Origin of the sequence: Pseudomonas syringae CC1557 (genome assembly GCF_000452705.1) — a bacterium.
Lineage (GTDB): Bacteria > Pseudomonadota > Gammaproteobacteria > Pseudomonadales > Pseudomonadaceae > Aquipseudomonas > Aquipseudomonas syringae_F.
In genome coordinates this window covers 2177119-2204092 of sequence record NZ_CP007014.1, presented here as the reverse complement: position 1 = coordinate 2204092, position 26974 = coordinate 2177119, and the positions used below count along the sequence as shown (strand labels likewise).

Annotated in this window: 22 protein-coding genes and 3 pseudogenes; 15 read left to right on the top strand and 10 right to left on the bottom strand. The window is 58.1% G+C overall.

All coding sequences use genetic code 11. The annotated features are described in order from the left end of the window. Positions 1–5: 5 nt before the first annotated feature. From N018_RS10145 to N018_RS28520, 9 genes and pseudogenes are all read left to right on the top strand, one after another. Positions 6–734 carry a DUF4198 domain-containing protein gene (locus N018_RS10145; RefSeq protein ID WP_024647128.1) on the top strand — a complete coding sequence of 243 codons (729 nt, stop codon included), beginning with the start codon at positions 6–8 and terminating at the stop codon, positions 732–734. Between the two features lie 292 nt (positions 735–1026). Then, a complete protein-coding gene (purU, locus tag N018_RS10140) occupies positions 1027–1896 on the top strand; it encodes a formyltetrahydrofolate deformylase (RefSeq protein ID WP_025389470.1) in 870 nt (289 codons plus the stop codon). After that, positions 1893–2795, top strand: coding sequence for a bifunctional methylenetetrahydrofolate dehydrogenase/methenyltetrahydrofolate cyclohydrolase FolD (folD, locus tag N018_RS10135; protein ID WP_025389469.1), 903 nt, complete (start codon positions 1893–1895; stop codon positions 2793–2795). The genes purU and folD overlap by 4 nt, the downstream gene beginning before the upstream one ends. Then, positions 2777–4018, top strand: coding sequence for an FAD-dependent oxidoreductase (locus N018_RS10130; RefSeq protein ID WP_025389468.1), 1242 nt, complete (start codon positions 2777–2779; stop codon positions 4016–4018). The genes folD and N018_RS10130 overlap by 19 nt, the downstream gene beginning before the upstream one ends. 13 nt (positions 4019–4031) lie before the next feature. Further along, the gene (locus N018_RS10125) at positions 4032–4337 is read left to right on the top strand and encodes a sarcosine oxidase subunit delta (RefSeq protein ID WP_025389467.1); all 306 of its coding nucleotides are present in this window, start codon (positions 4032–4034) and stop codon (positions 4335–4337) included. Further along, the gene (locus N018_RS10120) at positions 4334–7240 is read left to right on the top strand and encodes a 2Fe-2S iron-sulfur cluster-binding protein (protein ID WP_025389466.1); all 2907 of its coding nucleotides are present in this window, start codon (positions 4334–4336) and stop codon (positions 7238–7240) included. Before N018_RS10125 ends, N018_RS10120 begins: the two co-directional genes overlap by 4 nt. Before the next feature lie 3 nt (positions 7241–7243). After that, on the top strand, positions 7244–7816 hold the full coding sequence (locus N018_RS10115; protein WP_025389465.1) for a sarcosine oxidase subunit gamma: 573 nt from the start codon (positions 7244–7246) through the stop codon (positions 7814–7816). A gap of 166 nt (positions 7817–7982) precedes the next feature. After that, a pseudogene (locus tag N018_RS28525) lies at positions 7983–9116 on the top strand (cache domain-containing protein); the annotation flags it as partial. Between the two features lie 90 nt (positions 9117–9206). Beyond that, positions 9207–9974: a methyl-accepting chemotaxis protein gene (locus N018_RS28520; protein WP_418903473.1), complete on the top strand. Its 768-nt coding sequence runs from the start codon at positions 9207–9209 to the stop codon at positions 9972–9974. 190 nt (positions 9975–10164) lie between these two features. Here N018_RS28520 and N018_RS10105 read toward each other — a convergent pair whose 3' ends face one another. Next, entirely contained in the window at positions 10165–11049 is an 885-nt protein-coding gene (locus N018_RS10105; RefSeq protein ID WP_025389464.1) for a LysR family transcriptional regulator, read from the bottom strand. 110 nt (positions 11050–11159) lie between these two features. On the opposite strand from N018_RS10105, the gene N018_RS10100 reads away from it, so the two are divergent. From N018_RS10100 to N018_RS10090, 3 genes are all read left to right on the top strand, one after another. Further along, a complete protein-coding gene (locus N018_RS10100; protein WP_025389463.1) occupies positions 11160–12035 on the top strand; it encodes an MBL fold metallo-hydrolase in 876 nt (291 codons plus the stop codon). A gap of 119 nt (positions 12036–12154) precedes the next feature. Beyond that, entirely contained in the window at positions 12155–12553 is a 399-nt protein-coding gene (locus N018_RS10095; RefSeq protein ID WP_025389462.1) for a hypothetical protein, read from the top strand. A 60-nt stretch (positions 12554–12613) separates the two neighbouring features. Then, on the top strand, positions 12614–13114 hold the full coding sequence (locus N018_RS10090; protein WP_025389461.1) for a GNAT family N-acetyltransferase: 501 nt from the start codon (positions 12614–12616) through the stop codon (positions 13112–13114). 57 nt (positions 13115–13171) lie between these two features. Here N018_RS10090 and N018_RS28275 read toward each other — a convergent pair whose 3' ends face one another. The 3 genes from N018_RS28275 to N018_RS10080 are packed head-to-tail and all read right to left on the bottom strand — an operon-like array spanning position 13172 to position 16977. Next, on the bottom strand, positions 13172–13297 hold the full coding sequence (locus N018_RS28275; RefSeq protein ID WP_080265598.1) for a hypothetical protein: 126 nt from the start codon (positions 13295–13297) through the stop codon (positions 13172–13174). Positions 13298–13351: 54 nt separating this feature from the next. After that, positions 13352–14842: a chemotaxis protein CheW gene (locus N018_RS10085; protein ID WP_024643721.1), complete on the bottom strand. Its 1491-nt coding sequence runs from the start codon at positions 14840–14842 to the stop codon at positions 13352–13354. Then, positions 14839–16977, bottom strand: a complete 2139-nt coding sequence (locus N018_RS10080) for a methyl-accepting chemotaxis protein (protein ID WP_025389460.1) — start codon at positions 16975–16977, stop codon at positions 14839–14841. Before N018_RS10080 ends, N018_RS10085 begins: the two co-directional genes overlap by 4 nt. A gap of 669 nt (positions 16978–17646) precedes the next feature. Between N018_RS10080 and N018_RS27385 the strand changes: the two are divergent. Then, positions 17647–17772, top strand: a pseudogene (locus N018_RS27385) (urease accessory protein UreD); the annotation flags it as partial. Between the two features lie 64 nt (positions 17773–17836). Here N018_RS27385 and N018_RS10075 read toward each other — a convergent pair. Beyond that, complete coding sequence (locus tag N018_RS10075; RefSeq protein ID WP_025389459.1) at positions 17837–18928, bottom strand: NADH:flavin oxidoreductase/NADH oxidase; 1092 nt, start codon at positions 18926–18928, stop codon at positions 17837–17839. A gap of 59 nt (positions 18929–18987) precedes the next feature. On the opposite strand from N018_RS10075, the gene N018_RS10070 reads away from it, so the two are divergent. Then, a complete protein-coding gene (locus tag N018_RS10070; protein ID WP_025389458.1) occupies positions 18988–19323 on the top strand; it encodes an ArsR/SmtB family transcription factor in 336 nt (111 codons plus the stop codon). Positions 19324–19645: 322 nt separating this feature from the next. Here the strand turns inward: N018_RS10070 and N018_RS10065 are convergent, their stop codons facing one another. Then, the gene (locus N018_RS10065; RefSeq protein WP_025389457.1) at positions 19646–21268 is read right to left on the bottom strand and encodes a methyl-accepting chemotaxis protein; all 1623 of its coding nucleotides are present in this window, start codon (positions 21266–21268) and stop codon (positions 19646–19648) included. 331 nt (positions 21269–21599) lie between these two features. Between N018_RS10065 and N018_RS27995 the strand changes: the two are divergent. Next, a pseudogene (locus N018_RS27995) lies at positions 21600–21808 on the top strand (IS5/IS1182 family transposase); the annotation flags it as partial. A gap of 174 nt (positions 21809–21982) precedes the next feature. Here N018_RS27995 and N018_RS10060 read toward each other — a convergent pair. The 4 genes from N018_RS10060 to N018_RS10045 all read right to left on the bottom strand — a co-directional run bounded on the left by N018_RS10060 (position 21983) and on the right by N018_RS10045 (position 26967). Then, a complete protein-coding gene (locus N018_RS10060; RefSeq protein ID WP_025389456.1) occupies positions 21983–23515 on the bottom strand; it encodes an alpha-amylase in 1533 nt (510 codons plus the stop codon). 184 nt (positions 23516–23699) lie between these two features. Further along, positions 23700–25022: an MFS transporter gene (locus tag N018_RS10055; protein WP_024647707.1), complete on the bottom strand. Its 1323-nt coding sequence runs from the start codon at positions 25020–25022 to the stop codon at positions 23700–23702. An 86-nt stretch (positions 25023–25108) separates the two neighbouring features. Beyond that, positions 25109–25987, bottom strand: a complete 879-nt coding sequence (locus N018_RS10050) for an SMP-30/gluconolactonase/LRE family protein (protein ID WP_025389455.1) — start codon at positions 25985–25987, stop codon at positions 25109–25111. Positions 25988–26034: 47 nt separating this feature from the next. Further along, positions 26035–26967: a 3-keto-5-aminohexanoate cleavage protein gene (locus tag N018_RS10045; RefSeq protein ID WP_024647709.1), complete on the bottom strand. Its 933-nt coding sequence runs from the start codon at positions 26965–26967 to the stop codon at positions 26035–26037. Positions 26968–26974: the final 7 nt, after the last annotated feature.

Below are 26974 nucleotides of genomic sequence, written 5' to 3'. Positions count from 1 at the left end.
TCATCATGCTTGCAGCAAAATCGTTACTGACCCTGAGCCTGCTCGGCGCGCTGTTTGCCACTCAGGTCAGCGCCCACGGGCTGTGGACCGAACAGCGACGTGGCAATATTGAAGTGGTCTACGGCCATGGCGCGGAAGACAATGCCTTCAAGGCACAGAAAGTCAGCGGCGCCTGGGCTTACGATCGTCAGGGCAAAATGATCCCGGTCACGGTGCAACGCCTTGAGGATCATGCCCGGCTGGTGCCGCTCAAGCCGCCTGCGGTAATGTCCGTGGCGCTGGATAACGGCATGTGGACGCGCAACGCCGAGAAGAAGTGGATCAACGAAGGCCGCAGCAAAGTACCCAACGGCACCGACTCGATTCATACCTTCAAATACAGCCTGGCGATCTATGAAGAAGGCGCGCACCTCCCAGCGTTTTCGAAGCTCAATTTCGTCATCGTGCCGCAGGCAGACCCTATGAAAGTCGGCGTCGGCAAGCCGTTACCGGTACGCGTGCTGATCGACGGAAAACCCGCCGCCGGTATCAAACTGATCGGCGATTACCGCAGCGCACCCGACGTGGTCAGCGCCGAAACCGACGCCCAGGGACTGGCCAATGTGATCGTGCGTAACCAAGGGCTGAATATCATTGCCGCCGAGGTCACTCTGCCGGTCAAGGACAATGCGGACATCGCCGAGCGAGGCCTGTTTACCTCGCTGACATTTGTGGGTGAGGCGCATCACGAGTGACCTCTTTGTGAAGTCGAGAAACGCCTGATACAGGCGTTTCCTTCCATAGGCAGGGCCTAATTGGCTGTGCAGCAACCTCCTGAAGACATCCGACGACCGCCCGGCCACCCCTCATATTCCCTCAAGTAAACAAAGTTTCCAGAAACCTCTGGACGCTGCATTTCCTTTCGCCTATAAAACAGCCTTCAAGAATATTAAATTCCTGTAGAGAATTTTATTCGGCAAACAAGACCTCCGCATATGACCTTTTTCGCTTTGTACCGAGCTGCCGCCACCCTCCAGAGGACACGCCATGCAACACGAAAAGAACCATTTCATCCTGAAGATCAGCTGCCCGGCGACCTCCGGCATTGTCGCGGCGGTGACTTCTTACCTGGCTGGCAACAGCTGCTACATCGGTGAAATGGCCCAGTTCGATGACGAGTTCAGCGGCACCTTTTTCATGCGCGCGGTGTTCCGCTTCAACGATGGTCACGACGGCGATATCCAGCAGCTGAAAGCCGGATTCGACGCCGCCGTGGCCAGGGATTTTGCGATGCAATGGGAGCTGCACGACACGCGACGCCCGATGCGCGTGCTGCTGATGGTGAGCAAGTTCGATCATTGCCTGACGGACCTGCTGTATCGCCACCACAAGGGTGAAATGGACATGACCATCACCGCCATCGTGTCCAATCACCTGGACCTGCGACCGATGGCCGAGCGTGAGGGCATTCGTTTTATCTACCTGCCTGTGACCAGGGAAACCAAGGCCGCGCAGGAAGCCGCGCTGATGAAAGTGGTCGACGAAACCGGCACCGAACTGGTGGTACTGGCGCGCTACATGCAGATTCTCTCCGACGACCTGTGCAAGCAGCTGGCGGGCCGGGCGATCAATATCCATCACTCGTTTCTGCCGGGGTTCAAGGGTGCCAAGCCTTATCACCAGGCTTACGAACGTGGCGTGAAGCTGATCGGCGCCACCGCGCATTACGTCACCAGCGACCTGGACGAAGGCCCGATCATCGAACAGGAAGTGCAGCGTGTCGATCATGTGTACCTGCCCGATGATCTGGTCGCCGCAGGCCGCAACAACGAAACCATCGCGCTTTCCCGTGCGGTGAAATATCACTTGGAGCATCGGGTATTTCTCAACACTGACCGAACGGTGATCTTCCGATGAGTGCTCGAATCATCGACGGCAAGGCGGCTGCAGCTCGCGTTCTGCAACAGGTCAGGGATGAGGTGCGAAACCTCAAGGCTGACGGCATCGAACCGGCACTCGCCGTTATTCTGGTGGGCGATGACCCGGCCAGCGAAGTGTACGTGCGCAACAAGATTCTGCGCGCCGAGGAAGCCGGCATTCGCTCGCTGGAACACCGACTGCCGACCGAAACCAGTCAGGCCCGCTTACTGACGCTGATTGCCGAATTGAACGCTGACAACACGATAAACGGCATTCTGTTGCAACTGCCCCTGCCCGCCCATATCGAGGAAAGCCGCGCTCTGCAGGCCATTGACCCAGGCAAGGACGTCGACGGTTTTCACAGTGAAAATGTCGGCGGCCTCAGCCAGGGACGCGACGTGCTGACGCCATGTACCCCCAGCGGCTGCATGCAGTTGCTCAAAGAGACCTGCGGCGATCTGACCGGCAAACATGCGGTGGTCATCGGTCGCTCCAATATCGTCGGCAAACCCATGGCTGCCCTGCTGCTGCAGTCGCACTGCTCGGTCACCGTGGTGCATTCGCGCAGCACGGATGCCAAGGCCTTGTGCAGATTGGCAGACATCGTCGTCGCAGCGGTCGGTCGGCCGCGCATGGTCGATGCCAGCTGGCTGAAGCGCGGCGCGGTGGTGATTGATGTCGGCATCAACCGTGTCGAGGATCAGGGCCGTAGCCGCCTGGTGGGCGACGTCGATTTCGACAGCGCCCTCGACGTCGCCTCTGCCATCACGCCCGTACCCGGTGGCGTCGGCCCGATGACCATCGCCTTTCTGATGAAGAACACAGTGACCGCTGCCAGACAGCAAGCCCACGCGCAACGCAGCCAATCGGAGGCCGTATGCCTTTCAATCTACTGAAATACGGGCTCAGCCCGGAGTACCCGGTCGAGGTGGATCTGCCTGCGCCCAAGGAACTCAAATCCTCTTATGACGTGGTTATCATCGGCGGCGGCGGTCATGGGCTGGCCACGGCTTACTACCTGTCGAAATACCACGGCATCACCAACATTGCGGTGCTGGAAAAAGGCTATTTGGGCGGCGGCAACACAGCGCGCAATACCGCGGTGATCCGCTCCAACTACCTGACCAGCGAAGGCGTGAAGTTCTATGCCGAGTCAGTGAAGATGTTCCAGAGCCTGTCCAACGAATTCGACTTCAACATCATGTATTCCGAGCGCGGCCAACTGACTCTGGCGCACACCGATGCCACCGTACGTTCGTTCCGCCAGCGGGCCGAGGTCAACAAGCATTTCGGGGGGCGTACCGAAATGATCGACCGCCAGCAGATCCGCGAGCTGGTGCCAAGCCTGAATCTGGACCCCGGCCATCTGCCGGTGCTCGCGGGCCTGTGGCACCTCGACGGCGCCACCGCGCGGCACGACGCGGTGGCGTGGGGCTACGCCAAGCAGGCGGCCAAGCGTGGCGTCGAGATTCATCAACTGACCGAAGTGCAGGAACTGGTGATCGAGAACGGCGCCATCACCGCAGTCAAAACCAATCGCGGCACCATACAGTGCGGCTGCGCGGTACAAGCGGTCGCGGGCATGAGCTCGCAGATGATGAAAAAGGCCGGGATTCGTTCGCCGATCCAGACCTTCCCGCTGCAAGCCATGGTCACTCAGCCCTTCAAGCCCTTTCTCGACCCACTGGTGAGCTCGTCTGCCCTGCACTGCTACGTGCAGCAGACCAGCCGTGGCGAAGTGGTGTTTGGTGGCGGTTCCGATCCGTATCCGCTGTTCAACAGCCGCTCGACGCTGGACCTCAAGGAAAGCCTGCTGGCCCATGCCATCGAGATGTTTCCGTTTCTGGCCAACGCAAAATTGATGCGCCAATGGGCCGGGATCACAGACATGACCCCGGACTACAGCCCGATCATGGGCCTGTCGCCAGTGAAGAACTATTACCTGGACGCAGGTTGGGGCACCTGGGGTTTCAAAGCTACGCCAATCTGCGGCAAGACCATGGCCGAGCTGGTCGCCAGCGGCGGCAAAGTGCCGGAGCTGATCAAACCCTTTGGTCTGGAGCGCTTTTCGACCTTTCAGCAAGTCAACGAAATGGGCGCAACAGCGGCCAGCCACTGACGGAGAGCGACACATGAAAATCATGACCTGCCCGCTCAACGGGCCGCGCAATATCAGCGAGTTCACCTACGGCGGCGAATTCAAACCCATGCCCGAGCCGCAGACCTGCAGCGATGCCGAATGGGCCGATTACGTCTTCAACAGTGACGACACGCTGGGCGTGGTGCGCGAGTGGTGGATGCACAACCCGTCCAGCTACTGGTTTCTGGCTGAACGCCACACTGGCAGCGACGAGATCATTCGCACCTTCGACCCACGCGAAATATTTACCACCCGCGTCGACTTCACACCCGCCCCCGCCAAGGAGATCGCAGGATGACCATCCCCGCCCGCCTGCCAGCGCCCATGGGCCTGCTGATCGATCGCAACCAGCCGCTGACGTTCAGTTTCGACGGCAAAACCTATCAGGGTCTGCAAGGCGACAGTATCGCCAGCGCACTGTTGGCCAACGGTCGGTTCCTGCTCTCGCGCTCGTTCAAATACCACCGTCCGCGTGGCCCGCTGACCATGGCCGGGCAGGACGCCAACAGCCTGATCCAGTTGCCGCATGAACCCAATGTGCTGGCCGACACCTTTGCCTTGCAGGAAGGGCTGCGCGCCAGCGGGCAGAACTTTAACGGCTCGCTGGACAACGACAAGGACGCGTACCTGGGCAAGTTCTCGAAATTCATGCCGGTGGGCTTCTACTACCGCTCGTTCTACAAGCCGAAAGGCATGTGGAAGGTCTGGGAACCGATCATCCGCAAGAAGGCAGGCCTCGGCGTGCTGGACCTGAATTTTCAGCCTGAATACTACGACAAGGCTTACCTGTTCACGGATCTGGCCATTGTCGGCGCAGGGCCTGCCGGATTGCAGGCCGCGCTGACCGCTGCCAATGCAGGGGCCAAAGTGCTGCTGATCGAACAGCAGCCGATTCTCGGTGGCTCGCTGACCTACGCCCGTTTCGATGTCGACGGCCTGCATGCCGAGCACTTGCGCCGCGAACTGGTCGCTGCGGTGGACGCGCACGACAATATTCAGGTGCTCAGGCAAGCCACCTGTAATGCCTGGTTCACCGATAACTACCTGCCGGTGATTCAGGGCAAACGGCTGTACAAAGTGCGCGCCACGCAATGCCTGGTGTGTAGCGGCTCACTGGATCAGCCAGTGATTTTCCGTAACAACGATCTGCCCGGCGTGATGCTGACCAGCGCCGTGCAGCGCCTGATGAAACTGTACGCAGTCAAACCGGGCAAACGCGCAGTAGTGCTGACTGGCAACGACGACGGTTACCTTGCGGCGCTTGATCTGCACGATCAGGGCGTGGAGGTAGCTGCCGTTGCCGACATGCGCCCCAACCCTGCTGATCGGGGGTTGCAGCTCGCGCTGGAGAAACGCGGCATCGTTTGTCACATGAGCACCACGGTCTATGAGGCGCTGCACGAAAAAGGCATGCGCCATGTAAGCGGTGCCGAACTGCGCAAGATCACTGGGCAGGGCGAGGTGGCGGGCAACGGCGTCACAGTCGACTGCGACCTGCTGTGCATGTCGGGCGGTTACATGCCGGTGTATCAGTTGCTCTGTCAGGCTGGCGGTAAACTTGCCTACGACGACCAGCACGCTGAATTCGCCCTCAGCGGCCTGCCGCAGAATCTTGGCATCGCCGGTTCGGTGAATGGTTATCACGCATTGGATAACGTGCTGGCCGATGCCGCCAATGCTGCTGCCAAGGCGGCTTCGACGCTGGGTCTGGAGGCGATCAGTAGCACGGCCACATTGCGCACTGAAGCAAAAGTCAATTTCAACTGGCCGATCTTTCCCCATCCCAAGGGCAAGGATTTCGTTGATTTCGACGAAGACCTGCAGGTGCGCGATATCGTCAACGCCACGCGCATCGGCTATCGCGATATCCAGCTGGTCAAACGTTATTCCACGGTCGGCATGGGCCCGTCACAGGGCCGCCACTCGGCACTGCCGACCGCACGCCTGGTCGCCGCGTCAACCGGGCGCAGCGTCAGCGAAACCGGTGTCACCACTGCCCGCCCGCCCTTCGAGGCCGAGAAGCTGGCCCATGTGGCAGGTCGCGCTTTCGATCCGTACCGCCAGACACCAATGCATCAACGCCACGTGCAGGCTGGGGCGAAAATGATGCCTGCCGGGATCTGGCAGCGCCCCGCGTTCTACGGCAAACCGTCGCAACGTGATGCCTGCATGCAGCAGGAAGCGCTGCATGTGCGCAACAAGGTCGGCATCATCGACGTCTCGACCCTAGGCGGCCTGGACGTGCGCGGCCCGGATGCCGCCGAACTGCTCAACCGCCTGTATACGTTCGCGTTCCTCAAGCAGCCAGTGGGTCGCTCGCGCTATGCGCTGATGACCAATGAACAGGGCGTGGTGATCGACGACGGCGTGTGTGCACGGTTTGCCGAGCAGCACTTTTACGTCACTGCCACCACCAGCGGCGTGGACCGCATTTACCAGCAGATGCTCAAGTGGAACGCTCAATGGCGCCTGAACGTGGACATCACCAACGTCACGGCGGCGATTGCGGCGGTCAACGTCGCAGGCCCGGATTCACGCAAGGTGCTGGAGCAGGTGTGTAACGATCTTGACCTCTCAGCCGAGGGTTTCCCCTACCTCGGTGTGCGTCAGGGCACCGTTGCAGGCATCAAGGCGCGACTGCTGCGGGTCGGTTTTGTCGGCGAACTCGGTTATGAAATCCACGTTCCGGCGCGTCACGCTCTCAAACTCTGGGATGCGCTGACCGAAGCGGGCAAACCGTTCGATATGCGCCCGTTTGGCGTCGAGACCCAGCGTCTGTTACGTCTGGAAAAAGGCCATGTGATCATCAGTCAGGACACCGATGGCATGACCCATCCCGCAGAGATCGATATGGGCTGGGCGGTCAGCCGCAGCAAGCCGTTCTTTGTCGGCCGTCGTTCGGTGGACATCCTCGAAGCCCTGCCGCAGAAGCGCAAGCTTGTAGGCTTTACGCTGCCCAAGGCCAGCCCGTTGCCGCTGGAAGGCCACCTGGTGCTCAAAGGTCCTGACATCAGCGGTAACGTAACCTCCTGCGAATACTCGCAGACCCTCGGCATGATCATCGGCATGGCGTACGCCGCGTTCGAGCAAAGCACGCCAGGCCAGCAGATTCCGATCCGCGTCGAGGACGGCGTTGTGGTTCAAGCGACCGTCGTGAAACTGCCCTTTTTCGATCCTGAAAACCAGCGTCAGGAGCTCTGACCCATGACCCGCCTTGATACCAGCCATCCTGTCGAACTCGCTACACCTTCACTGTGCACGCTGGAAGACCTGACCGACCTGCCGCGCGTGGGGTTTCGCGGTACGCAAACGGACGATTACCTGACGGCACGCGGTTTCAGTCTGCCCGATGTGCCCAATCGAGCGATCACCCAGCCCGACGGCAGCCACGTTGCTCGCCTGTCGCAGACCGAATACCTGTTGCTGGGCAGTCGCCTCGATCAAGGGCAGCGCATCGCCGATGAAGAAGCCCGCTGGGAACTGGACCACACCGCCAATTACCTGCTGCCCCGTGAAGACAGCCACGCCTGGCTGCAACTGAGCGGGTCATGTATCGCGGAAGTGATGGCCAAAGTGTGCGGCGTGGATCTGCGCCCGCAGGCCTTCGGCCCCGGTTCGGTGGCGCAGACCTCGGCAGCGCGCATCAATGTGATTGTGGTCAACGTCGGTGCGCAGACTGAAGCATGTTTTCAGATTCTTTTTGATCGCGCATCGCTGGCTTATTTCAAGGAGGCGTTACTGGATGCAATGCTCGAGTTTGGTGGGCGCTGTCTGTAATGAATAGCGATGATCGGCGAGAGGACTGGCCTGCATGCTCTTACTCATCAGCGACAAACTCATGCCTATTACCGTCAAGCGAATTAAAGAGAAGCAGCGCCAGGCCGACCTCCACTTGGTAGACCATAGATAACGCTCCGGGCCATCACCTGGCGCAACAGAATGGATGCATGTAGCGCCCAACATTTGCGGTAGTAATGGACACTCCGGAGCTCAAATGAACATAAAACAAAAATTGACATGGGCGTTCGCAGTCATTGCGTGCTTACCCATACTCGTCGTCGCCGCAATCGTGATCGTCAACCTGCGCGACAAGGCAACCAGTGATTTCGTGGACAGCAGCGGACGAGAGATTCGGCAGGTCGACAATGCCATGCAGCTGTTCTTTGACGGCATCACGCAGAACGTCAATTACATCGCGGCGCACCCGCTGATCGCGGGAGCGGGCGGCGATTTCCGCAACTACATGGGTGCAACCCCTACCGCGCAATCCGAGAATGACAAACAGGCGACCGAGCTGTTCGCCAGTATTGCCAAAGCGCATCCGGCCTACTCTTACGTCTCTTACGGCCTGGTCAACGGCAGCTACATCATGACGCCGGAAGACCCGAAAATGAGCAACTACGACCCGCGTGTGCGGCCGTGGTACAAGACCGCCATGGCCAACGCCGGCAAAACCGTGCGCAGCGATGCCTATTATTGGGCCAACGATGACGCGGTACTGGTCAGCACCATCCGGGCGATCCCCAATACGCTGGGCAACCCCGGTGGCGTGGTCAACATCGACGTATCGCTCAAGCAACTGACCAATATTGTCAAACAGATCAAGCTGGGCGAAAGCGGCTACCTGATGCTGATGGAAAAGAACGGCACAGTGCTGGTCGATCCCAAGCAGCCGGAGCACAACTTCAAAAAGCTTGGCGAACTGGGCGATGGCTTCGCCGAACTGGCGAAAACCGGCAGTGGTCTGGTCGAAGTCACTCTTAACGGCGAGCGCTACATGGCCAATGTTTACCCGTCCGAGCAACTGGGCTGGAACTTCATCGGTTTGATCAAGCAGGATGAAGTGATGGCTTCGGCCACCCGTCTGACCTGGCTGATCGGCATCATCGCAGCCGTGCTGGCGCTGGTTTTCGCCATTGTCGGTGCCAGTTTTGCCCGGGTTATCGTGCGTCCGATCCACAGTGTGTCCAGCGGGCTGGAAGGCATCGCGGGCGGTGAAGGCGACCTGACCCAGAACCTCGCCGTGCGCGGCAAGGATGAAACCGCGCAACTGGCAGGCTGGTTCAACAAGTTCCTGACCGCGATTCGCAGCCTGATCCAACACATCGGCCAGGCTGCGGGGAAGATTCTCGAAGCCTCACACAGCTCGACACGTGTCTCCAACGACATGGCTGAAGCCGCTGGCCGGCAGCGCGAAGCGGTGGACATGGTCTCCACGGCGTTTCATGAAATGGTCGCTACCTCCAATGAAGTCGCCCGCTCCTGCAGCCAGGCCGCCGACTCGGCCGACAACGGTCAGCAACAGGCACGTGAAGGTCAGCGACAGATCGATGATGCGGTACGTAGCGTCGACCAGCTCAGCGAAGAACTCACCCGCTCGGCCAAGGACATGACGCAACTGGAAAAGGACAGCGCAGGTATTCAGTCGATCCTCAACACCATCCGCTCTATTGCCGAGCAGACCAACCTGCTGGCCCTCAACGCAGCCATCGAGGCCGCGCGCGCTGGCGAACAGGGCCGTGGCTTCGCCGTCGTAGCCGACGAAGTCCGCGCACTGGCCAAACGTACCTCGGACTCGACCGCCGAAATCGACAACCTGCTGGGCAACCTGGCCAAACGCACTGCTTCAGTAGCGCAACAGATGCACGCCAGCCTCGATGTTTCGCAGCAATCGGTAACCAAGATCGGCCAGGCACGCAGCAGCTTCGGGCAGATCCGTGAATCGGTGGATGTGATTCGTGACATGAACACCCAGATCGCGACAGCCGCCGAAGAGCAGCATCAAGTGGCTGAAGACATCAACCGGCACATCAGCCAGATCCATGGCGATGCACAACTGATCGCCAGCCTCTCGGACTCGGCCCGTGCAGACTCCAGAAGCCTAGAAATACTGTCAAGCGAACTGGACGGCCTGGTGCGCAAGTTCAAGACCTGACGCGTATACGCCTTGAATGCTCGGCGGGCATCTCAGCTATCGTGCGACGCTCTGAGTCCTCTTGCGACGCAGAGCGTCGAGAACTGCATTCCTACGCTGGAGCGCAGGGAATGATCTCAACCATCGTGCGACGCTCTGCGTCGACATGCCGTTCTGGACGCTCTGCGTCCGTTTATGAGCAGGCGGCGCGTTACACGCTCGCAAACCACTCAGCCAGAAAACCCAGCATCGTACGCAAGGTGGCTGACTGGTGATGCCGCGAGGTGTAGATCGCATGTATTCCCATGGCGCTTGGCTGGTAGTCGGTCAGCAATGCGATCAGCTGACCACTGGCAATCAACGGCGCTGCCGAATGCACGGGCTGCAAGGTGATACCCGCGCCTGCCAAGGCGGCCTCAAGCAGTACGACTGAATCGTTGGCACTGAGGTTGCCGCCCACCGGCACGCTGAGCGGGGAGTGTTGGTAAGTGAACTCCCACAGGCTTTTGCCGAAGTAGGAGTACGTCAGGCAGTTGTGCGTGTTCAATTCCTGCGGCCTGGACGGTGTGCCGTGCGCGGCGAGGTAGGCTGGCGCAGCGCAGACCACCGAGTCGCAGTGCCCAAGAGGTCGGGCGATCAGGTTGGGGTCCAGTTGATTGGTGATGCGAATCGCCAGATCAATTCGCTCGCTCACCAGGTCTACCGCTTCATTGCCGATGTGCAGATCTACCGATGTGCCCGGGTAGTGTTGCAGATACGCTGTCACTGCAGACGCCAGGGCCGCCTGCGCCAGAGACTGGGAGCAGGCAATGCGCAACATGCCGCGCGGCTCGTCGACCTGGGTATCAGCAGCCAGAGGCACCGCATCAGCCAGCTCAAGCAGCTGCTGACACCTTAGCAAGGTCACTTGCCCAGCAGCGGTGAGCCCCAGTTTGCGCGTCGTGCGGTGCAACAATCGAGCCCCGGCCCAGGCTTCCATCTGCGCCAGATAGCGGGTAACCATAGCCCGTGACATGTCCAGCGTTTCAGCGGCAGCGATAAGGCTGCCTCGTTGGTTGATGGCGATAAATACCCGTGCAGCCACAATGCGATCCATGATTCGTCCGATTTACGCAACCAATAATTGCCCATACTGTGGCTTCTGTTTCATTTAAAGCAACCTAAGATAACAACTTCTGTCTCTGCCCACCGAAAAGGTCGTGCCTCATGTTGCGCAGTTCCCTGCTGGCCCTCTCCCTCGCCGCGCTGTTCCCTATCGTCGCCAACGCCGCCGATGCACTGGCGATCGACGTCTACAACCCGGCCGAAAAAGCCATCTTCCCGGTGTCTTCCGAACTGGTCACCGGCCAGCACGATGCGGTGCTGATCGACGCCCAGTTCCAGCGTAATGACGCGCAGGCGCTGGTCGAGAAGATCAAAGCCAGCGGCAAGAAACTCACCACCGTCTACATCAGCCACAGCGATCCGGATTACTACTTCGGCCTGGACGTGATCCAGGCCGCGTTCCCGGACGCGAAGATCGTTGCCAGCGCACCAACCGTGCAAGCGATCAAAGCGTCCATGCAAGGCAAACTCGCCTACTGGAGCCCGATCCTAAAGGACAACGCACCGGCCAGACTGGTCCTGCCGGAAGTCCTCAAAGGCGATCACCTGACGCTTGAGGGCCAGCCGTTGCAGATCAAAGGCCTGAACGGCCCGGCGCCAGAGCGCAGTTACGTATGGATTCCATCACTAAAGGCCGTGGTTGGCGGTGTTGTGGTTTCCAGCGGCATTCACGTCTGGGTGGCGGACACTCAGAGCCAGAAATCCCGTCAGGACTGGCTCGCGACACTGAAGGGTATTGAAGCGCTTAAACCGGTCACAGTGATTCCGGGCCATTACCTCGGGCAGATTCCCCAAGGCACCCATGCGGTCACCTTTACCGCCGACTACCTGAAGTCCTTCGATGCACAAGCCGCCAAAGCCAGGGACTCCGCAGCCCTGATCGACGCCATGCAGAAAGCCTGGCCTCAGTTGGCCGAGCCGAGTTCGCTGGAACTGAGTGCCAAGGTCATCAAGGGCGAGATGAAGTGGCCGAACTGATCTGCCCCGCGTAATGCCGTCACCGCCGTGTGATGCAGGGTGGCTGACCTTCCTGAATGCGGCGTGAAAACGCTACATGGGTATGGTCAGACGCCCACGTCAATCGCTATGCTGCGTCCATGAATGCCCCTGTCAAAGTGCGTACCCCCTGCCCGCCCGGCGCTTGCGACTGCAAGCGCGAACGGCTGGATGCGGAAGATGCCGACCTGCGGATTCTGCTGCTGACCCGCGACGCCGAAAAGAGCCTGATCGAACGTCTGGAGCGCATCGAAAGCCTGGAGGATCTGGAGCACATGCAGCGCAAGGTTTTCGAGCAGCTGGGCGTGCGCGTCGAGGTCGCGCCGGGCTTCAATGAAGTGCGCACCATGCGCGGCATCAGCATCGTCGTCGAGGAGAAAATCGGGCTGTGTCGCAAGACCCGTCAATCGATCCCCGCCGCCATCCGCCGCGCCCTTGAGGCACGCCCGCAGATTGCCTATCAACTGCTCAACGCTAACGACCTGCTGCGCGACGCGTGACTATCGACTGACTGAAGGCTGCGGCTATCATGCTGCGCCCATCAGCCAAGGAGTGCCGCCGTGTCTCTCGAAATCCGCCCTGCCACCGCTGCCGACGTCAGTCAGATTCTGGCGTTCATCACCGAACTTGCGATCTACGAGCGTGCCGGGCACGAGGTCAAAGCCAGTGCAGAAGACATTCAGCGCTCCCTGTTTGCCGACAACGCACCCGCAAAGGCGCTTATCTGCCTGCATGACGGCAATCCCATTGGCTATGCGGTTTATTTCTACAGCTATTCCACCTGGCTGGGACGTAACGGCGTGTATCTGGAAGACCTGTACGTCACTCCAGAGCATCGTGGCGTCGGCGCTGGACGCGTCCTGCTTCGGCACATTGCCCGCGAAGCGGTCGCCAACGACTGCGGCCGACTGGAGTGGAGCGTGCTGGACTGGAACGAACCCGCCATCAAGTTCTATGAAGCCATCGGTGCAGCGCCGCAAAGTGAATGGGTTCGTTACCGGATGGAAGGCGCCGGGCTGCTTGAGTTTGCCAACGGCGGTGAACACGTCATGAAGCCCTGAAACGACAACGCCCGGCCTTAAGAGGCCGGGCGTTTCGGGAAATATAGCCCGATACGGTCAGCAGACCCCAGGCGGGATACCGTCCTTGTTGAAGTCCTTCAGGCGTTCCTTTTCTTCCGGCGTCGAATGCGCTGGTACGTCGTTCGCCGGTTCTGGTTTCTTCTCGTCTTTTTTCTCGGTCATGGCTGAATACTCCGCGTGTGGTATTCCATTAAGGCCACAGGCAACGCATTCAGTTCAGACCGATTGCAGTGCCGCCTTACGCTGCGCGACGCCACACTCCAGTTGCCTGGCCAGCCCCTGCAAATCGAGCAGGGTCGCACGCCAACTGCGCTCCTGACTGCCCACGCTGACCAGCGAACGAACCCGGTCGTTGACCGAAATCCCTTTGCCGGCATTGGCCTGCCAGCCCTGATCGAGCATCGATGGATCGAACTGGTTGAAGGCATCGATGGCGTCGACACGGCTCACGGCGAAGCCAAAACACAATCTGTCGCCACGTACGATCAGCACCCGCGATGCTTCACACTGGGGCTGCGCGCCCTCGCCGAGCAGACTGCTGAGGCAGATCAGCGGCACTTGCTCGCCGCGCAGGTTGAACTGGCCCAGCAGATGAGTCTCCGGTTGTACCAGACCAATCAATTGCGTGGGCACGCCCATGATTTCCACGATCTGACTCAGCGGCGCGACAAAGCGCGTCGGCGCATCAAACAGCAGGCAGGCATGCCGCAACATGGCTTTGGTCACATCGTGTGACGCCTGTGCCGGCTTGACGTCATGCTGGTAAACCTGGGTGTAACTCTTGATTTCGGGACGCTGCAACAGCATCGGATGATCAAGCAACAGCGCCTGCCTGCCCTCCTCCAGGTTCATTACCCCGGCAAACAACTCAGGGTGCGGCAGGCCGTAGGCAGGTGCGGCCAGCAGGCGACCCGGGTCCTGACGCTGAATAGCGACCATGCGGTCATAACCGAATCCGCACACGCGACCATCCGCCGCCGTCAGCAGCAACAATTGCGGCTTGGACGTCTGGCGCTGATGATCCAGCCCCAGTACTTCCGACAGGTTGAGCGCCGGAACCTTGGTGCCGCGCACCGACGTGACACCGAAGCAACAGTCGCTGGCAAAGTCCGATGGCGATATCTCGGGATTGTCCACCAGTTCGGTCACAACACTGGCATCGATGCAGAAGTTGCGGTCGTCGCACTCGAACACCAGGTAATGCAGCAAGTGACTTTTTGCAGCCTGCGCCTGCTCAGTGAGCACCTTCGCGTCGGGGTCTGCGGCAAACAGCACACCCGGCAGACGGTTCAGCACATCCAGGTCCAGCTTGTAGATCAGCCGTGCATCTTCTGCGCTCAGCAGCACCGAAGGCAGCAGCCCCGAGCTGCTGCCACTTGGTCCCAACGGGCTGAACTGCGAGTCGCGGGCCTTGAGAATATCGCACACGGCGTCAATCGCCAGCCCCAGATAACCGCCGTTGTATTTAAGGATCGCGACCAGCGGGGTCGGTGGCGAGCTGTCGGCACTCTGCGCAAGTTCGCCACGCAAATCCACCAGCGGCACCGGCTTGCCGCGCAGGGTAAAAACCCCCAGCAGCGCACCACGGGTCAGCGGGTGCGGCTGCAGGTCTTGCGGCCAGTGCACGGCTTCCATCAGCGCGTCAGCAACCACCGCGAGATGAACGCCATTGATCTGCACCACACCGTAGGCGGTCAGGCTGCTCATGCAGGTTGTCCGACGGCTACCTTGTCCAGTGTTTCCGTATAGCCGGTCAGATTGGCCTGGTGAAGCTCGGTGATCAGCGCTTCAACCTGCTGCGCCGACAAGCGCTGTTTCTCGGTCGCAGTGTTGATCCCGTCGATCGCCTGAGTGGTTTGCATCACGCCATCCACGATGTGCTCGAACGCCTCACCGGCAGTCTGCGAGATCTCGTTGCCTGACTCGATACGGCTGACTGTTTCCAGAATCAGCTTGTTGATTTCCTTGGTCGCCCGCGAGGACTTCTCGGCCAGCTTGCGCACTTCATCGGCGACCACCGAGAACCCCAGACCGTGCTCGCCGGCACGTGCCGCTTCGATGGCAGCGTTGAACGCCAGCATATTGGTCTGACTGGCGATCTCGCTGATCACCTGAATGATGTCCTGAATGCCTTCAGCCGATTTGGCGATCATGCTCATCGCATCCGATGCCTTGACCAACGTCTGCGAGCCACGGCTGGCTTGCTCGCGGGTCAACCGGGCGAGTTCGGTAGCGGTGTCGGTACTTTGCGCGACATAGGAAATGGCACTCATCAGTGTCTTGACCGACTCGCGCATGGCGAGGGTCTTGGCTTCGATGGCTTGCTCCATCTCGACTTGGCGAGTGATGTCGGTGGCGAACTTCACAACTTTGAACGGTAGGCCGTCGTGGTCGAAGATCGGGCTATATGTGGCCTGAATCCAGATTTTCTGACCGTACTTACTCACGCGCATGAAGCGGCCGGAGTAGAACTCGCCCTGCCCCAGCCCGTGCCAGAACTCACGGTATTCGGTGCCGCGCACATACTCTTCGTCGCAGAAGATCCGGTGGTGCTGGCCTTTGATTTCCTGCAAGCCATAACCCAGCGCTTTCAGGAAGTTGGCGTTGGCCGCGAGTATATTACCGGCCATGTCGAACTCGATGACCGCCTGAGCACGATCGATCGCGTTGACCTTGCCCTTGTCCTCGACACTGGTTTCCTTGGCCTCAGTCACGTCGAGTGCAAACTTGACGATCTTGTAAGGATGGCCCTGCGCATCGAAAATCGGGTTGTAGGTCGCCTGAATCCAGATTTCCTTGCCATCCTTGCGTTTGCGCTTGTACTCGTTGGCGTCGTATTCGCCACGGCCCAGCTTTTCCCACAGTTCACGGTATTGCAGGCTGCTGACGAATTCCTCGGAACAGAACATGCGGTGATGCTCGCCGACGACTTCTTCCAGCTCGTAGCCGAATACAGCCAGGAAGTTGCGGTTGGCATTCAGCACTTTGCCAGTCAGGTCGAACTCGATCACTGCCTGGGAGCGCTCGATGGCCGTGACCTTGCCTGCGAACTCGGCTTGACGCGCACGACGTTCGGTAACGTCGTTGGCGAACTTGACGACTTTATACGGACGGCCATCCGGATCGAATATCGGGTTGTACGTGGCGCTGATCCACAATTCGCGACCATTCTTGCCGATGCGTTTGTATTCACCGGAATCGTATTCGCCGCGTTCCAGCTTGGCCCAGAACGCACGATAAGCCGGGCTGTTCAGGTAATCGTCATCACAGAACATACGGTGATGCTGGCCCTGGATCTCATCGAGACGATAGCCCAGCACCTTGAGGAAGTTTTCATTGGCATTGAGTACCCGACCATTCAGATCGAACTCGATAACGCCTTGGGAACGGTCGATAGCGGCGACCTTGCCTTCGTACTCGGCGTTGGCCTTGCGCTGCTGAGTTACGTCAGTAGCGAATTTCACGACCTTGAATGGGTTGCCGTCGTTGTCGAAGATCGGATTATAGGTGGCCTGCAACCAGATTTCGCGACCATTTTTACCCAGCCGTTTGTATTGCCCTTCGTCAAATTTACCTTTACCGAGCTTTTCCCAGAACGTCGAATACTCGACGCTGGACGCATATTCGGGGGGGCAGAACATGCGGTGATGCCGACCCTGGACTTCCTCCAGTTTATAGCCGACACATTCCAGAAAATTGGCGTTGGCGCGCAGGATATTGCCTTCAAGATCGAACTCGATCATCGCCTGTGACCGATCAATGGCGGTCATCAGCGAATGAAGGTCCAGTTGTACCCCGGCGCTGTCACTATCAAGGGTGCTTTCTATTATTGTGGTCGACATATAAAAATACTCAGCAGTGGACATCTATGGAGTGTTGTGACGGAGCGCCGGTTGCAGCAGGTCAGGTCAAAGGATCGCCTTGCCTGAATGTGAAGCCTGAAGATCACACCGGATAATCGTGTTTCTCAATGCCCTCCATAGCGCAAACTGCCAGGTGCTGAAATTGGATCAGCATAAAAGTCATTGTTTTGCCACCACCAGAATCGTAGCTGTTTTTCTGCGCGGCGATTGCTCCGTTGCTGTCAGGTGCAAACGTTGCGCGACACCTTGAAGCGCCTGAAAATCCTGCATATACATCAGGCGAAATACCAGATGACCACAATCACGGCACCGGTCCATCCCAACGTGAGCAAGAATGACAGTCCTGCGAGACGCGGATCCATGAGTCCCCTGTTTTAGAAGGCTTGAACAAGCAGATCGCAGCTTACGTATGGATATATCGGCCGGATCACAGATAATTAAATTATTTTCTTAGCTTAGGCAGCTTCTGTTATTACGCCATGGATGCAGGACGAGAATCGGTTTGTCACGTTCATGAGTGGCAGGCCGTGCCAGATATCAGGGCAGCTTGATGGTCACTTACGAAGAACGGCGAGTTTAATATTTACAGGACGCATACGCCCTCGCCATTCGTGAAGACCCGACCCTTAACCTGCACATAGCCGGAGAGATTGCGCGGTGTCGGTGGGCATCATGAGCACCGATGCCGTGGCATTGCGCAGCGCCCTGCACCTGGCTTGGGCGTGCGCTCGCCAGCAACTGATGAGAGTTGCGCCGCGGGCGCGGCGCAAGTAAAGCCGTTACCTGTAAATCAAATGAGCTGATACCTGACGATACCGCCCATTTTGGGTAAAACCGCTTAGCGATAACGCTCAAGCCAGTGAGCGTAAGGCGCAGGCAGGGTCCAGGCAGACTTCTCGACACCCAGCTCTTTCGCTGCGAAGTAGGCCCAGTGCGGGTCGGCCAGATGCGCGCGGCCTATCGAAACCAGATCCAGCTGGCCTGATTTGACGGCTTCTTCCGCCAGTTTCGGCTCGCCAAAGCCCCACGCGCTGGTCACTGGAATATCCGCTTCGCGACGTACACGCTCGGCAATCGGGCCCATGAAAGCAGGCCCCCAGGGAATGTCGGCGTCCGGCGTGCTGAAACCGACGCTGACACTCAAAAGATCCAGACCGCCCGCCTTGAAGCGACGTGCCAGTTCGATCGACTCGGTGAGGGTCTGCTCATCGCGACCGTCGTATTCGATCACGCCAAAACGGGCCGTCAGCGGCAGGTTTTCCGGCCAGACTTCACGTACCGCTGCCAGCGTTTCAAGCAGGAAACGGCTGCGGTTATCAAAGCTGCCGCCGTACTCATCGGTACGCTGGTTGGAATGCTCGGAGAAGAAACTCTGCCCCAGATAACCGTGAGCAAAGTGCAACTCGATCCATTCGAAGCCTGCGTCGCGGGCCCGACGGGCAGCATCGACGAAGTTCTGACGAACCCGGGCAATGTCTTCCAGGGTCATGGCACGCGGGACTTTCGGCAGGTTGGCACCGAAGGCAATGGCGGACGGGGCGATGGTGTCCCAGCCACGCGAATCGGAAGCAGCAATATGGTCGTCGCCTTCCCATGGGCGATTGGCGCTGGCTTTGCGGCCTGCGTGGGCAATCTGAATACCAGGCACGCAGCCTGCAGCCTTTATGGCTTTGACGACCGGCACAAACGCCTGCGCCTGTTCATCATTCCAGATACCGGTGCAGCCAGGGGTAATCCGCCCTTCCGGTGCAACTGCGGTGGCTTCAACCACCAACAGACCCGCGCCGCCACGAGCCATGCTGGCCAGGTGAACGTGGTGCCATTCATTGATAACCCCGTCGATTGCCGAGTATTGGCACATCGGCGGAATGGCGATTCGGTTGCGCAAGGTGACGTCTTTCAGCTTGAAGGGTTCGAACAGTGCAGACATTGGAAAGCTCCCATAGGCCAGATGGCTTTGAATTTCACTTGTTCGATGATAATCGAACTATGCCAGTTAACGGAAGCCCTGATATCATCCGCGCCATGCGAACCTTCCAACATCCCGCCGCTGAAGACCTTACGCTCGAACGCGTGCTTTACGCCTTGAGCGACCCTGTGCGTCTAGGCATCGTGCGCTGCCTCGCGGGCGTTGCCGAAGCCACCTGTGGCGAGCTGGACGGCGGTCGTCCCAAATCCAGCATGTCTTATCACTTCCGGGTGCTGCGTGACGCCGGGCTGGTGCACACACGCAATGTAGGCACCACGCACATGAACTCGTTGCGGACCGAGGTGCTGGAGAGCCGATTTCCGGGGTTGCTGGGGAGTATTCTCGCGCAGCATTGATGAACACTACGTCTTGCGCACCGACCTCAGGCATCCTGCAAAATCAAATCAGCCCCCTTCCCCGCCACCATCAGCACTGCCGCATGGGTGTTGCCGCTGGTGACGTTCGGAAAGATCGATGCATCGACGATAAGCAGCAACGGTGATGCGCCTGAGTACAGGAGCCTGCATGTAGTTGGGGTCGATCAGGGTCGCTTTTGAAATGTGCGGAATTACAGGAAAGCCTTTCGACAAAACGCCCGGCATCAACCAATAATCTGGTGAGTGATCCGGGCGTCCGAGGCAGTACGGGTCTAGCTGCAGACCCGCTTATCAGGCAGTTTTAAAGCTGAAATTTACCCACTTCCTGCTGCAGGCTGGTGGCGAGACTTCTCAGCCCACCGCTGGTCTTGAGCAATTCCTGAACCGACATGTTGTTCTGCTCTGCCATTTGCGCAGACCGCTCGACGTTGCGCGCAACATCCTGACTGGCTGCGGTTTGTTCGCGCAGTGCAAAGGAGATTTGATCGACCACCTGGAGCACCTTGTTCGAGCTGTCACGGATTTCGATGATCGCACTGCCGGCAGTGCTGGCCATTTCCACACCGTTGTTCACTTCCAGAACACCGCTGCGCATGCTGTCGACCGTCTCACGCACACCGGCCTGGATTTTCTCGATCATGCCAGCGATCTCTTTGGTCGACTTGCCGGTGTTCTGCGCCAGCAGACGCACCTCGTCGGCCACCACCGCAAAACCGCGGCCTTGTTCACCGGCACGTGCCGCTTCAATGGCCGCGTTGAGCGCCAACAGGTTGGTCTGGTCGGCAATGCCCTGAATCACGCTGATAATCGACGAGATGTGCTCGGAGTGCTGGCCCAGATCAGCAACCTGCGCAGATGAATGCTGAACAGTCTTGGCGATGCCGTTCATGCTGGACAACGTGTTTTCGATAACCAGAGCACCTTCCTTGGACTGATCACCTGAACGACTGGCAATCTGATGCGCCTCATCAGCGTTTTCAGACACGTGGTGAATGCTGACCGTCAGCTCCTCGATAGTCGCTGCCATCGCCGAGGCAGCGGTAGATTGCTCCTGAATGGCTCCCGAGAGTTGCTCGGATGCACCGGAAATCTGTTGTACGGCGAGCACCAGTTGATTGGCGGCCTGACTGATCTGTTTAATCATTTCGCGCAAGCGATTCTGCATGCGATCGAACGCTTTCGGCAGTTCGTCATGACTGCTGGTGTCTATCACACTGTCCAGCTTGCCATTGGCGATGGCCGTTGCTGCATCGATAGCCACTTGCAGGCGTGCTGTGGTGCTGCGCCCCAGTACTGTGGCCAGGATCGCCGAAAGAACAGCAGCCGCCAGGCCGCCACAGATCAGGATCATGATAGCCAGATGCTTGGCGTCCACCATGTTCTGACTTCTTATCACCAGCAGCTTGTTCTCGGTAGAGCTGATTTCACTGAGGATGGCGCGCATGCCGTCCATCTTGGCTTTGTCGGCGCCGGAGGTGATACGTGCATCCAGTTCATCGTCCGGCATATTGCGTGCGGTCAGATCCCGACGCAGAGCAATGATCGGGTTGATGTCTTCATCGAGCCAGCGCTTCTGGGTTTCACCCAACGCGGCCAGGCGGCGCTGCTGTTCAGGATTGTCCGCTGTCAGGCGCTTGAGCGAGTCAAGCCCTTCGATAAAACGCTTCTCGCCCGATACCAGCGGCTCAAGGAACGTGTCTTTCGAGGCAATGACGAAGCCTCGCATGCCAGTCTCGATATTGATCAGTTGCTCAAGCGCCAACTGGGCATCACTGAGGACTTGGTAGGTGTGGACGTTACTGTTGGTGGCCTCTTCGACCTGTTCGAAGCCTCGGTAGGCGCTTGCGACCAGCACGGCAATAAGTATGACTATCGCGACAAAGCTGAAATAGAGCTTTTGCGAGATGCTGAGTTTGCTGAACATGATGTCAATCCTGAACATAGCCGTTCCGTGGCTTGCATGATGGGCGCTATCACTTGCAAAAATGGGTTGAACCACCGTCTACGCGTGATGTCATTGGGATACCACTCATGTCGCCTGTCTACGCAATAACTTTAGGGATCCTATTTTGCATGTGACTGAATAAAAGCTCTAATTAGGGTTAAGTCCATGATAAAAATGAATAAAAATATTTTATTACATTCAGCATTTCAACGACTCGAAAACAGTAAACTCCAATAGTTTGACGGACCTTTACGTCAAATTATTGTCTAGCCTATTCAGGAAATAATCCGGCAGACGTGGACTGTAATCGTTGGGAACCCTGCTGCGCATCCATCTACTGCAGAACCGGTTTTCGATGAGCGACCCGGCACAGCAAGAGGCACCTCCGATGCGCCAACCCGCACGTAAGACATTGAGTGTGGCTATCACCGAAGCCCCCCTCATGAGGTGCGGCATCTGCTGGAGAAACATCCAATGGCCTTGGCGTATTTCAGCAACGCGTTACTCGCGCTGAAAGGCTCTGTAGCAAGGTCGATCGGCGGCTCGCGATACTCGGTCCGCCAAAGATTATGGTCAACATTAATACGCGGGCATCGACGGGTGTCGCGGTTAGCGGCCCGCTCAAGCAGTCGCAGACCCATCACCGCTGGTAGTGCAGGATAAGCGTCACCTGTGACGCTTATCCTGGTCTCGCTATAGTTTGGAACCTGAATAAATGGCAATTGCCGGCACAACACTTCCACTGTCACCCGGCACCGCCAGGCTTGCATTCCCTTTCCCGTCAACAGCAACTTTATTCGTGCACATGTCGTTGGGGGTAGAGAATTTTTTTGTTATGACATCACAATAAATTCCTTCTGGCAGTCCTGTATTAAACGTCTTTAGCCATGCAGAGGGACTGTTATTCAGGGCGACGAATCCGGCATTACCTCTGCTGAACGCAATCTGATTGCCAGACCCCGTAACCCAGTTATTTACGTCCTGCCCTTCAGTGGCACTGCGAAACCTGACCATGCTCGCAATGGCATTCGCTCGGTGTATAAAATCCCACCCTGAACGGTTATCGGGATTGGCACTTGAGTCTAATGGGCTTGCTGAAGGGGCGTCCGCTTCAGGGTCACTGAAATTGAATCCCGAGTGAACCTGGGCCTCACCGTATGGCAATGCCAACATGAATACGTTAGCGAGGTCATAGCGTTTGGAGTTGTACCTGTCGTTATACGACTGATTGCTCGCATTCAAGGATGTTTCAGAATTCCGCTCTGTGTCCCAATTGTTAACGAATACCGTAGATCTCTCTGGCGGCATCAAGCGGAAAGACCCGCCCCAGTTTCCGAATATGCCGATCATCGCTGGAATGGATGCCAGGTTAAATCCGTCTTTTTGCCGAAAAGCTTTAAGAAGGGCCGTGGTGTAATTGAACTCATTCACCGTTCCGTTCTTGTAGTAATCTGAGCGACTGGAGCTGCCATCGGGAATTATTTCCTGTGTGACCCAGATTTTCTCCCCGGAAATCGTCAGGGGATAAGCTGTTTTTACTGCCGCTAGAATCTTGTTTATGTCATCGGAGTTTTGATGCTTCGCAGCATCCAGTCGGAACCCGTCGATCCCAAGCGCCAGTAACTTCTTCATGTAATTCACCGCCACGCCCTGAACATAGCTGCTGGACTGATTCAAGTCGGGAAGATTATTGAGCCTGCAGTCCCTTACCTTCGCTGCATTATTCTGATAATCAGCGGGCTCTATGTAACATGCGCCATGGAAGTCATTTTGGCTAAACTGCGGGTAGGCCAATGACTGGGAATCCCACTCGGAACCATCGGTGCTTTTAAAGGTTGCACTCGAATCCCCGGCTACCTGGTTCATCACGATATCCGCATAGACCCTGACCTTGGCAGCGTGACAGGCACTGATCATGCTCTTTAACTCTGACTCCGTCCCCATGCGACTGTCTAATGAGTTAAAGTTCACCGGCTGATAAATATCCCACCAGTGCCCCGCTACCTTGGATGCCTGAGGCGGCGATATTTGTATTGCACCGTAACCTATGGGCCCTATTGCGCTTGAGCATTCTTTAGCCAAATCATTCCACCGCCAGTGAAACATTTGGACAGAGGTGTTGGCCGGGTTAAACGCTGTGTCTGCATGACTGAGTGAAGCAAGCATGCTCAAGCCCGTCACCGTGCCAGCGAAAAAAAATCCATGTAGAAGATTGTTCGAGTCCATGAGGTATCCTTGCTGTTTAGGGTGTGGGCTTCTGTATTTAACTTCATTTATTAGCGCGACAATGCTTTAAGCCTTCTGAACATGGCTGATGGTTTGCGGGAAGCTGTTGCCTTCAAGGCATGCCATAAAATCCTGCGTTGTAAACCGACGACTATGCCACTGGACACATTACAGAATGCAGGCATCACACGCTCCCCTGCACTGCCACCCCTTCGGGACGGTGGGAAAACAGCTGCAGAAACGCCCCGCCCAGCGCACACCCCGCCATCACGAAAAAGCATACCGTGTAGCCGCTGAGGCTAGTCCAGCCGCCCCCCATGGAAATCAGGGTCCCCATCAATACCGGGGCAATGCCGCCGCCGATGAACATCGCCGTGGTGATGATGCCGTTGGCTGTCGACGTTGCAGAGGGCTGCGCAGAGTCGGACGCGACCGCGTAGTAGATGGGCCAGACGGCATTGGCGACCAGACCGAACAGCAATTGCACGGCGATAACGATCAGGATGGTGTTGGCAAAATAAAAGGCACCGACACTGACCGCCATCCATATTCCGCAGATGATCAAGGTGATGCGCCGACCGATGATGTCCGACAGCGAAGGCCAGATCAGCTGCCCTAAAATGCCGGTCAGCGTGAACACCACGCTCATGCCCGCAGACTCGGCCAGCGACAGGTTGAGAATGTTGTACAGATAGGCAGGCAGGACAATGTTGACGCCCATGTAAACCACTTGAGTGAGCAGTGTGTTACCGGCAGTCAGCGCGATATTGCGGTTGCTCAGTGTTGCCTTCACTGTTTTCCAGACTTGGCCTTTGACGTTGGTTGACGGTGTGCTGTCTGGCGGGGTCATGCCTTTGGCGGCGATGTCCACATACAGTTTGGTGATGCGCTCGGCCGTCGAGTAGCGCGCCCAGAAGATCATCAGCGGCAGTGCCACCACGAAGGCGAAGAAAAACACATAACGCCAGTTTTCTTCACCGTACGTGCTGATTACGAAGCTGGCGACAATGCCGCTGAGCATCGCGCCTATGGGGTAACCGGTGTGGTGTGCGCCCAGGGCAAAACCGCGACGTTCCACCGGCCACCATTCGGCGGTGTTGCTGACCCCGACCGGCTCGCCCCAGCCGGCCCCCAGATTAACCCCCACCCGCAAGGCGATGAAGCTGGCAAGGCTGCCACTCAACGCCTTGAAGCCCGACAGAAATGACAGCGCGGTGTAACCCAGCACCAACGGCACCTGGAAGCGCGCCCGCTTCCAGCCGCCGCCATAGCGATCACTCCAGACAGAGCCGGGAATATCGAGAACGGCCAGCGCCAGCATGACGACAGTGGCTACCGTCCCCCATTGGTCCGCAGACAGTTCGAAATGCTTGGAAATCGTCGGCCCCAGACGCAAGACGATCTCGCGATCGTAGGCATTCAGAATCCAGATCATCCAGCACACCAACAACGACACCCACGAGAAACGATGAATCTTGCCCAGCGATGCATTCTTGTTATTTGGCATGGGAAATCTCCAGGCGTGTCGCACACGCCCTGGCAAGAAAGAGTCCGGTCGTCCTTAACGTTGAGGTTCAGCCTGCGGTTGACGGGTTAACTGGCGAAGCGCCGTTCAGCGATGCCTTTCACACCCAGCCCGGTGATCGCAAACAAGGCACCGCGTTGCTGGCCATCTTCCGGGAAGCGCGGCAACGGAGGCTTGGCCATGGAGGTGACGAACAATGTGTCCAGGTTCGGCCCGCCGAAGGTCAGGCTGGTCACCTTCTTCACAGGCATGTCGATGATGCGATCCACCTGCCCGTCCGGGGTGTAGCGCACCAGTTTTCCGGCGTAGACCAGCGCTTGCCATAGGCAGCCTTCGGCGTCTACGGTACAGCCGTCCGCCGCGCCGCCTGCGGAGGTGTCGACGCTGGCAAAGGTTCGTCTATTGGTGACTGCGCCGCTGGCGTTGTCGTAGTCATAGGTCCAGATTTCCCCGGACCAGGTATCGGCGAAATAAAAGGTTTCACCGCCCGGACTCCAGCAGGGACCATTGGACACAATGATGCCTTCATCCAGCGTGTGCAGGCTCAGGTCAGGGTCGAGGCGATACAACTTCGCGCTGGCCTGGTCTTCCTGAGTGTCCATCGAACCCACGATGAACCGGCCCTGCCGATCCACCTTGCCGTCATTGAGGCGATTGTTCGGCAAACCGGGTTCAGGGTCGACGATAAGCTCGAGATCGCCGCTCGGCAGGTCAAGGTTGTAGATACCGGTCTGTAAGGCCACGAGTGCTGCGACGCCGCTGTTGCGCAAGGCCATGGAGCCGATTTTCTGGCCCACATCCCAGGCTCGCAATTCACGCCCGTCATCCGTACAGCGCAGGACGCGACCGTCAAAACTGTCGATCCAGTACAGACGCTGTTGCTCGACATCCCAGACCGGGCCTTCGCCCAGTGTGGTCTTCACGTCGACAACGATTTCGATACGCATTTTTCACCTCTGTCTTGTTGTTATTGAGATGACACGTTGTGCGATGACTAGAAATCGACCTTGTCCTGGCCCTTCAGGTCGAGCATTTCACGCGCTTCGTCCGGCGTTGCCACGCGCCCGCCCAAGGCTTCGATCACAGTGCGAATACGCGTGACCTGATCGGCATTGGACGCCGCCAGCTTGCCCGGTCCGTCCCACAGCGAATCCTCAAGGCCGACCCGCACATGACTGCCCATCGACAGGCCCATGGTGCCCAACGGAATCTGATTGCGACCCGCGCCCAGAATCGACCATTGATAGGCCTCGCCAAACAAACGGTCAGCCGTACGGCGCATGTGCGCCAGGTCTTCAGGGTGTCCGCCAATGCCTCCGCGCAAACCGAATACAGACTGGATGAAAATCGGCGCCTTGAGCAACCCACGCTGCAGGAAGTGTGCTGCGGTATACAGATGACCGATGTCGTAGCATTCAATTTCAAAGCGCGTGCGGTTCTCGGCACAGGTCGTAAGGATGTGTGCGATGTCGCGGAAGGTGTTACGGAATATCCGGTCATCACTCTCGGCCAGGTAGGGGCGCTCCCAGTCATGCTTGAACTCGGTATAGCGATCAAGCATTTCGTACAGCCCGAAGTTCATTGAGCCCATGTTCAACGAGGCGAGTTCCGGCTTGAGTTGCGCCACGGGTTGCAAGCGCTCTTCCACCCCCATGGTCGGCGCACCGCCGGTGGTGATATTGATCACCACGTCGCTCCTGGCCTTGATCTGCGGCAGAAACTGCCGAAACAGATCAACGTCCTGACTGGGCCGTCCGTCACGTGGATCGCGGGCATGCAGGTGCACAATCGAGGCACCGGCCTCGGCGGCACCGATGGCTGCATCGGCAATTTCCTGAGGTGTTATCGGCAAATGCGGCGACATCGAGGGCGTATGAATAGCACCCGTGACGGCGCAGGTGATGATGATCGGGCGTTTTTTGGGCATGAGCATT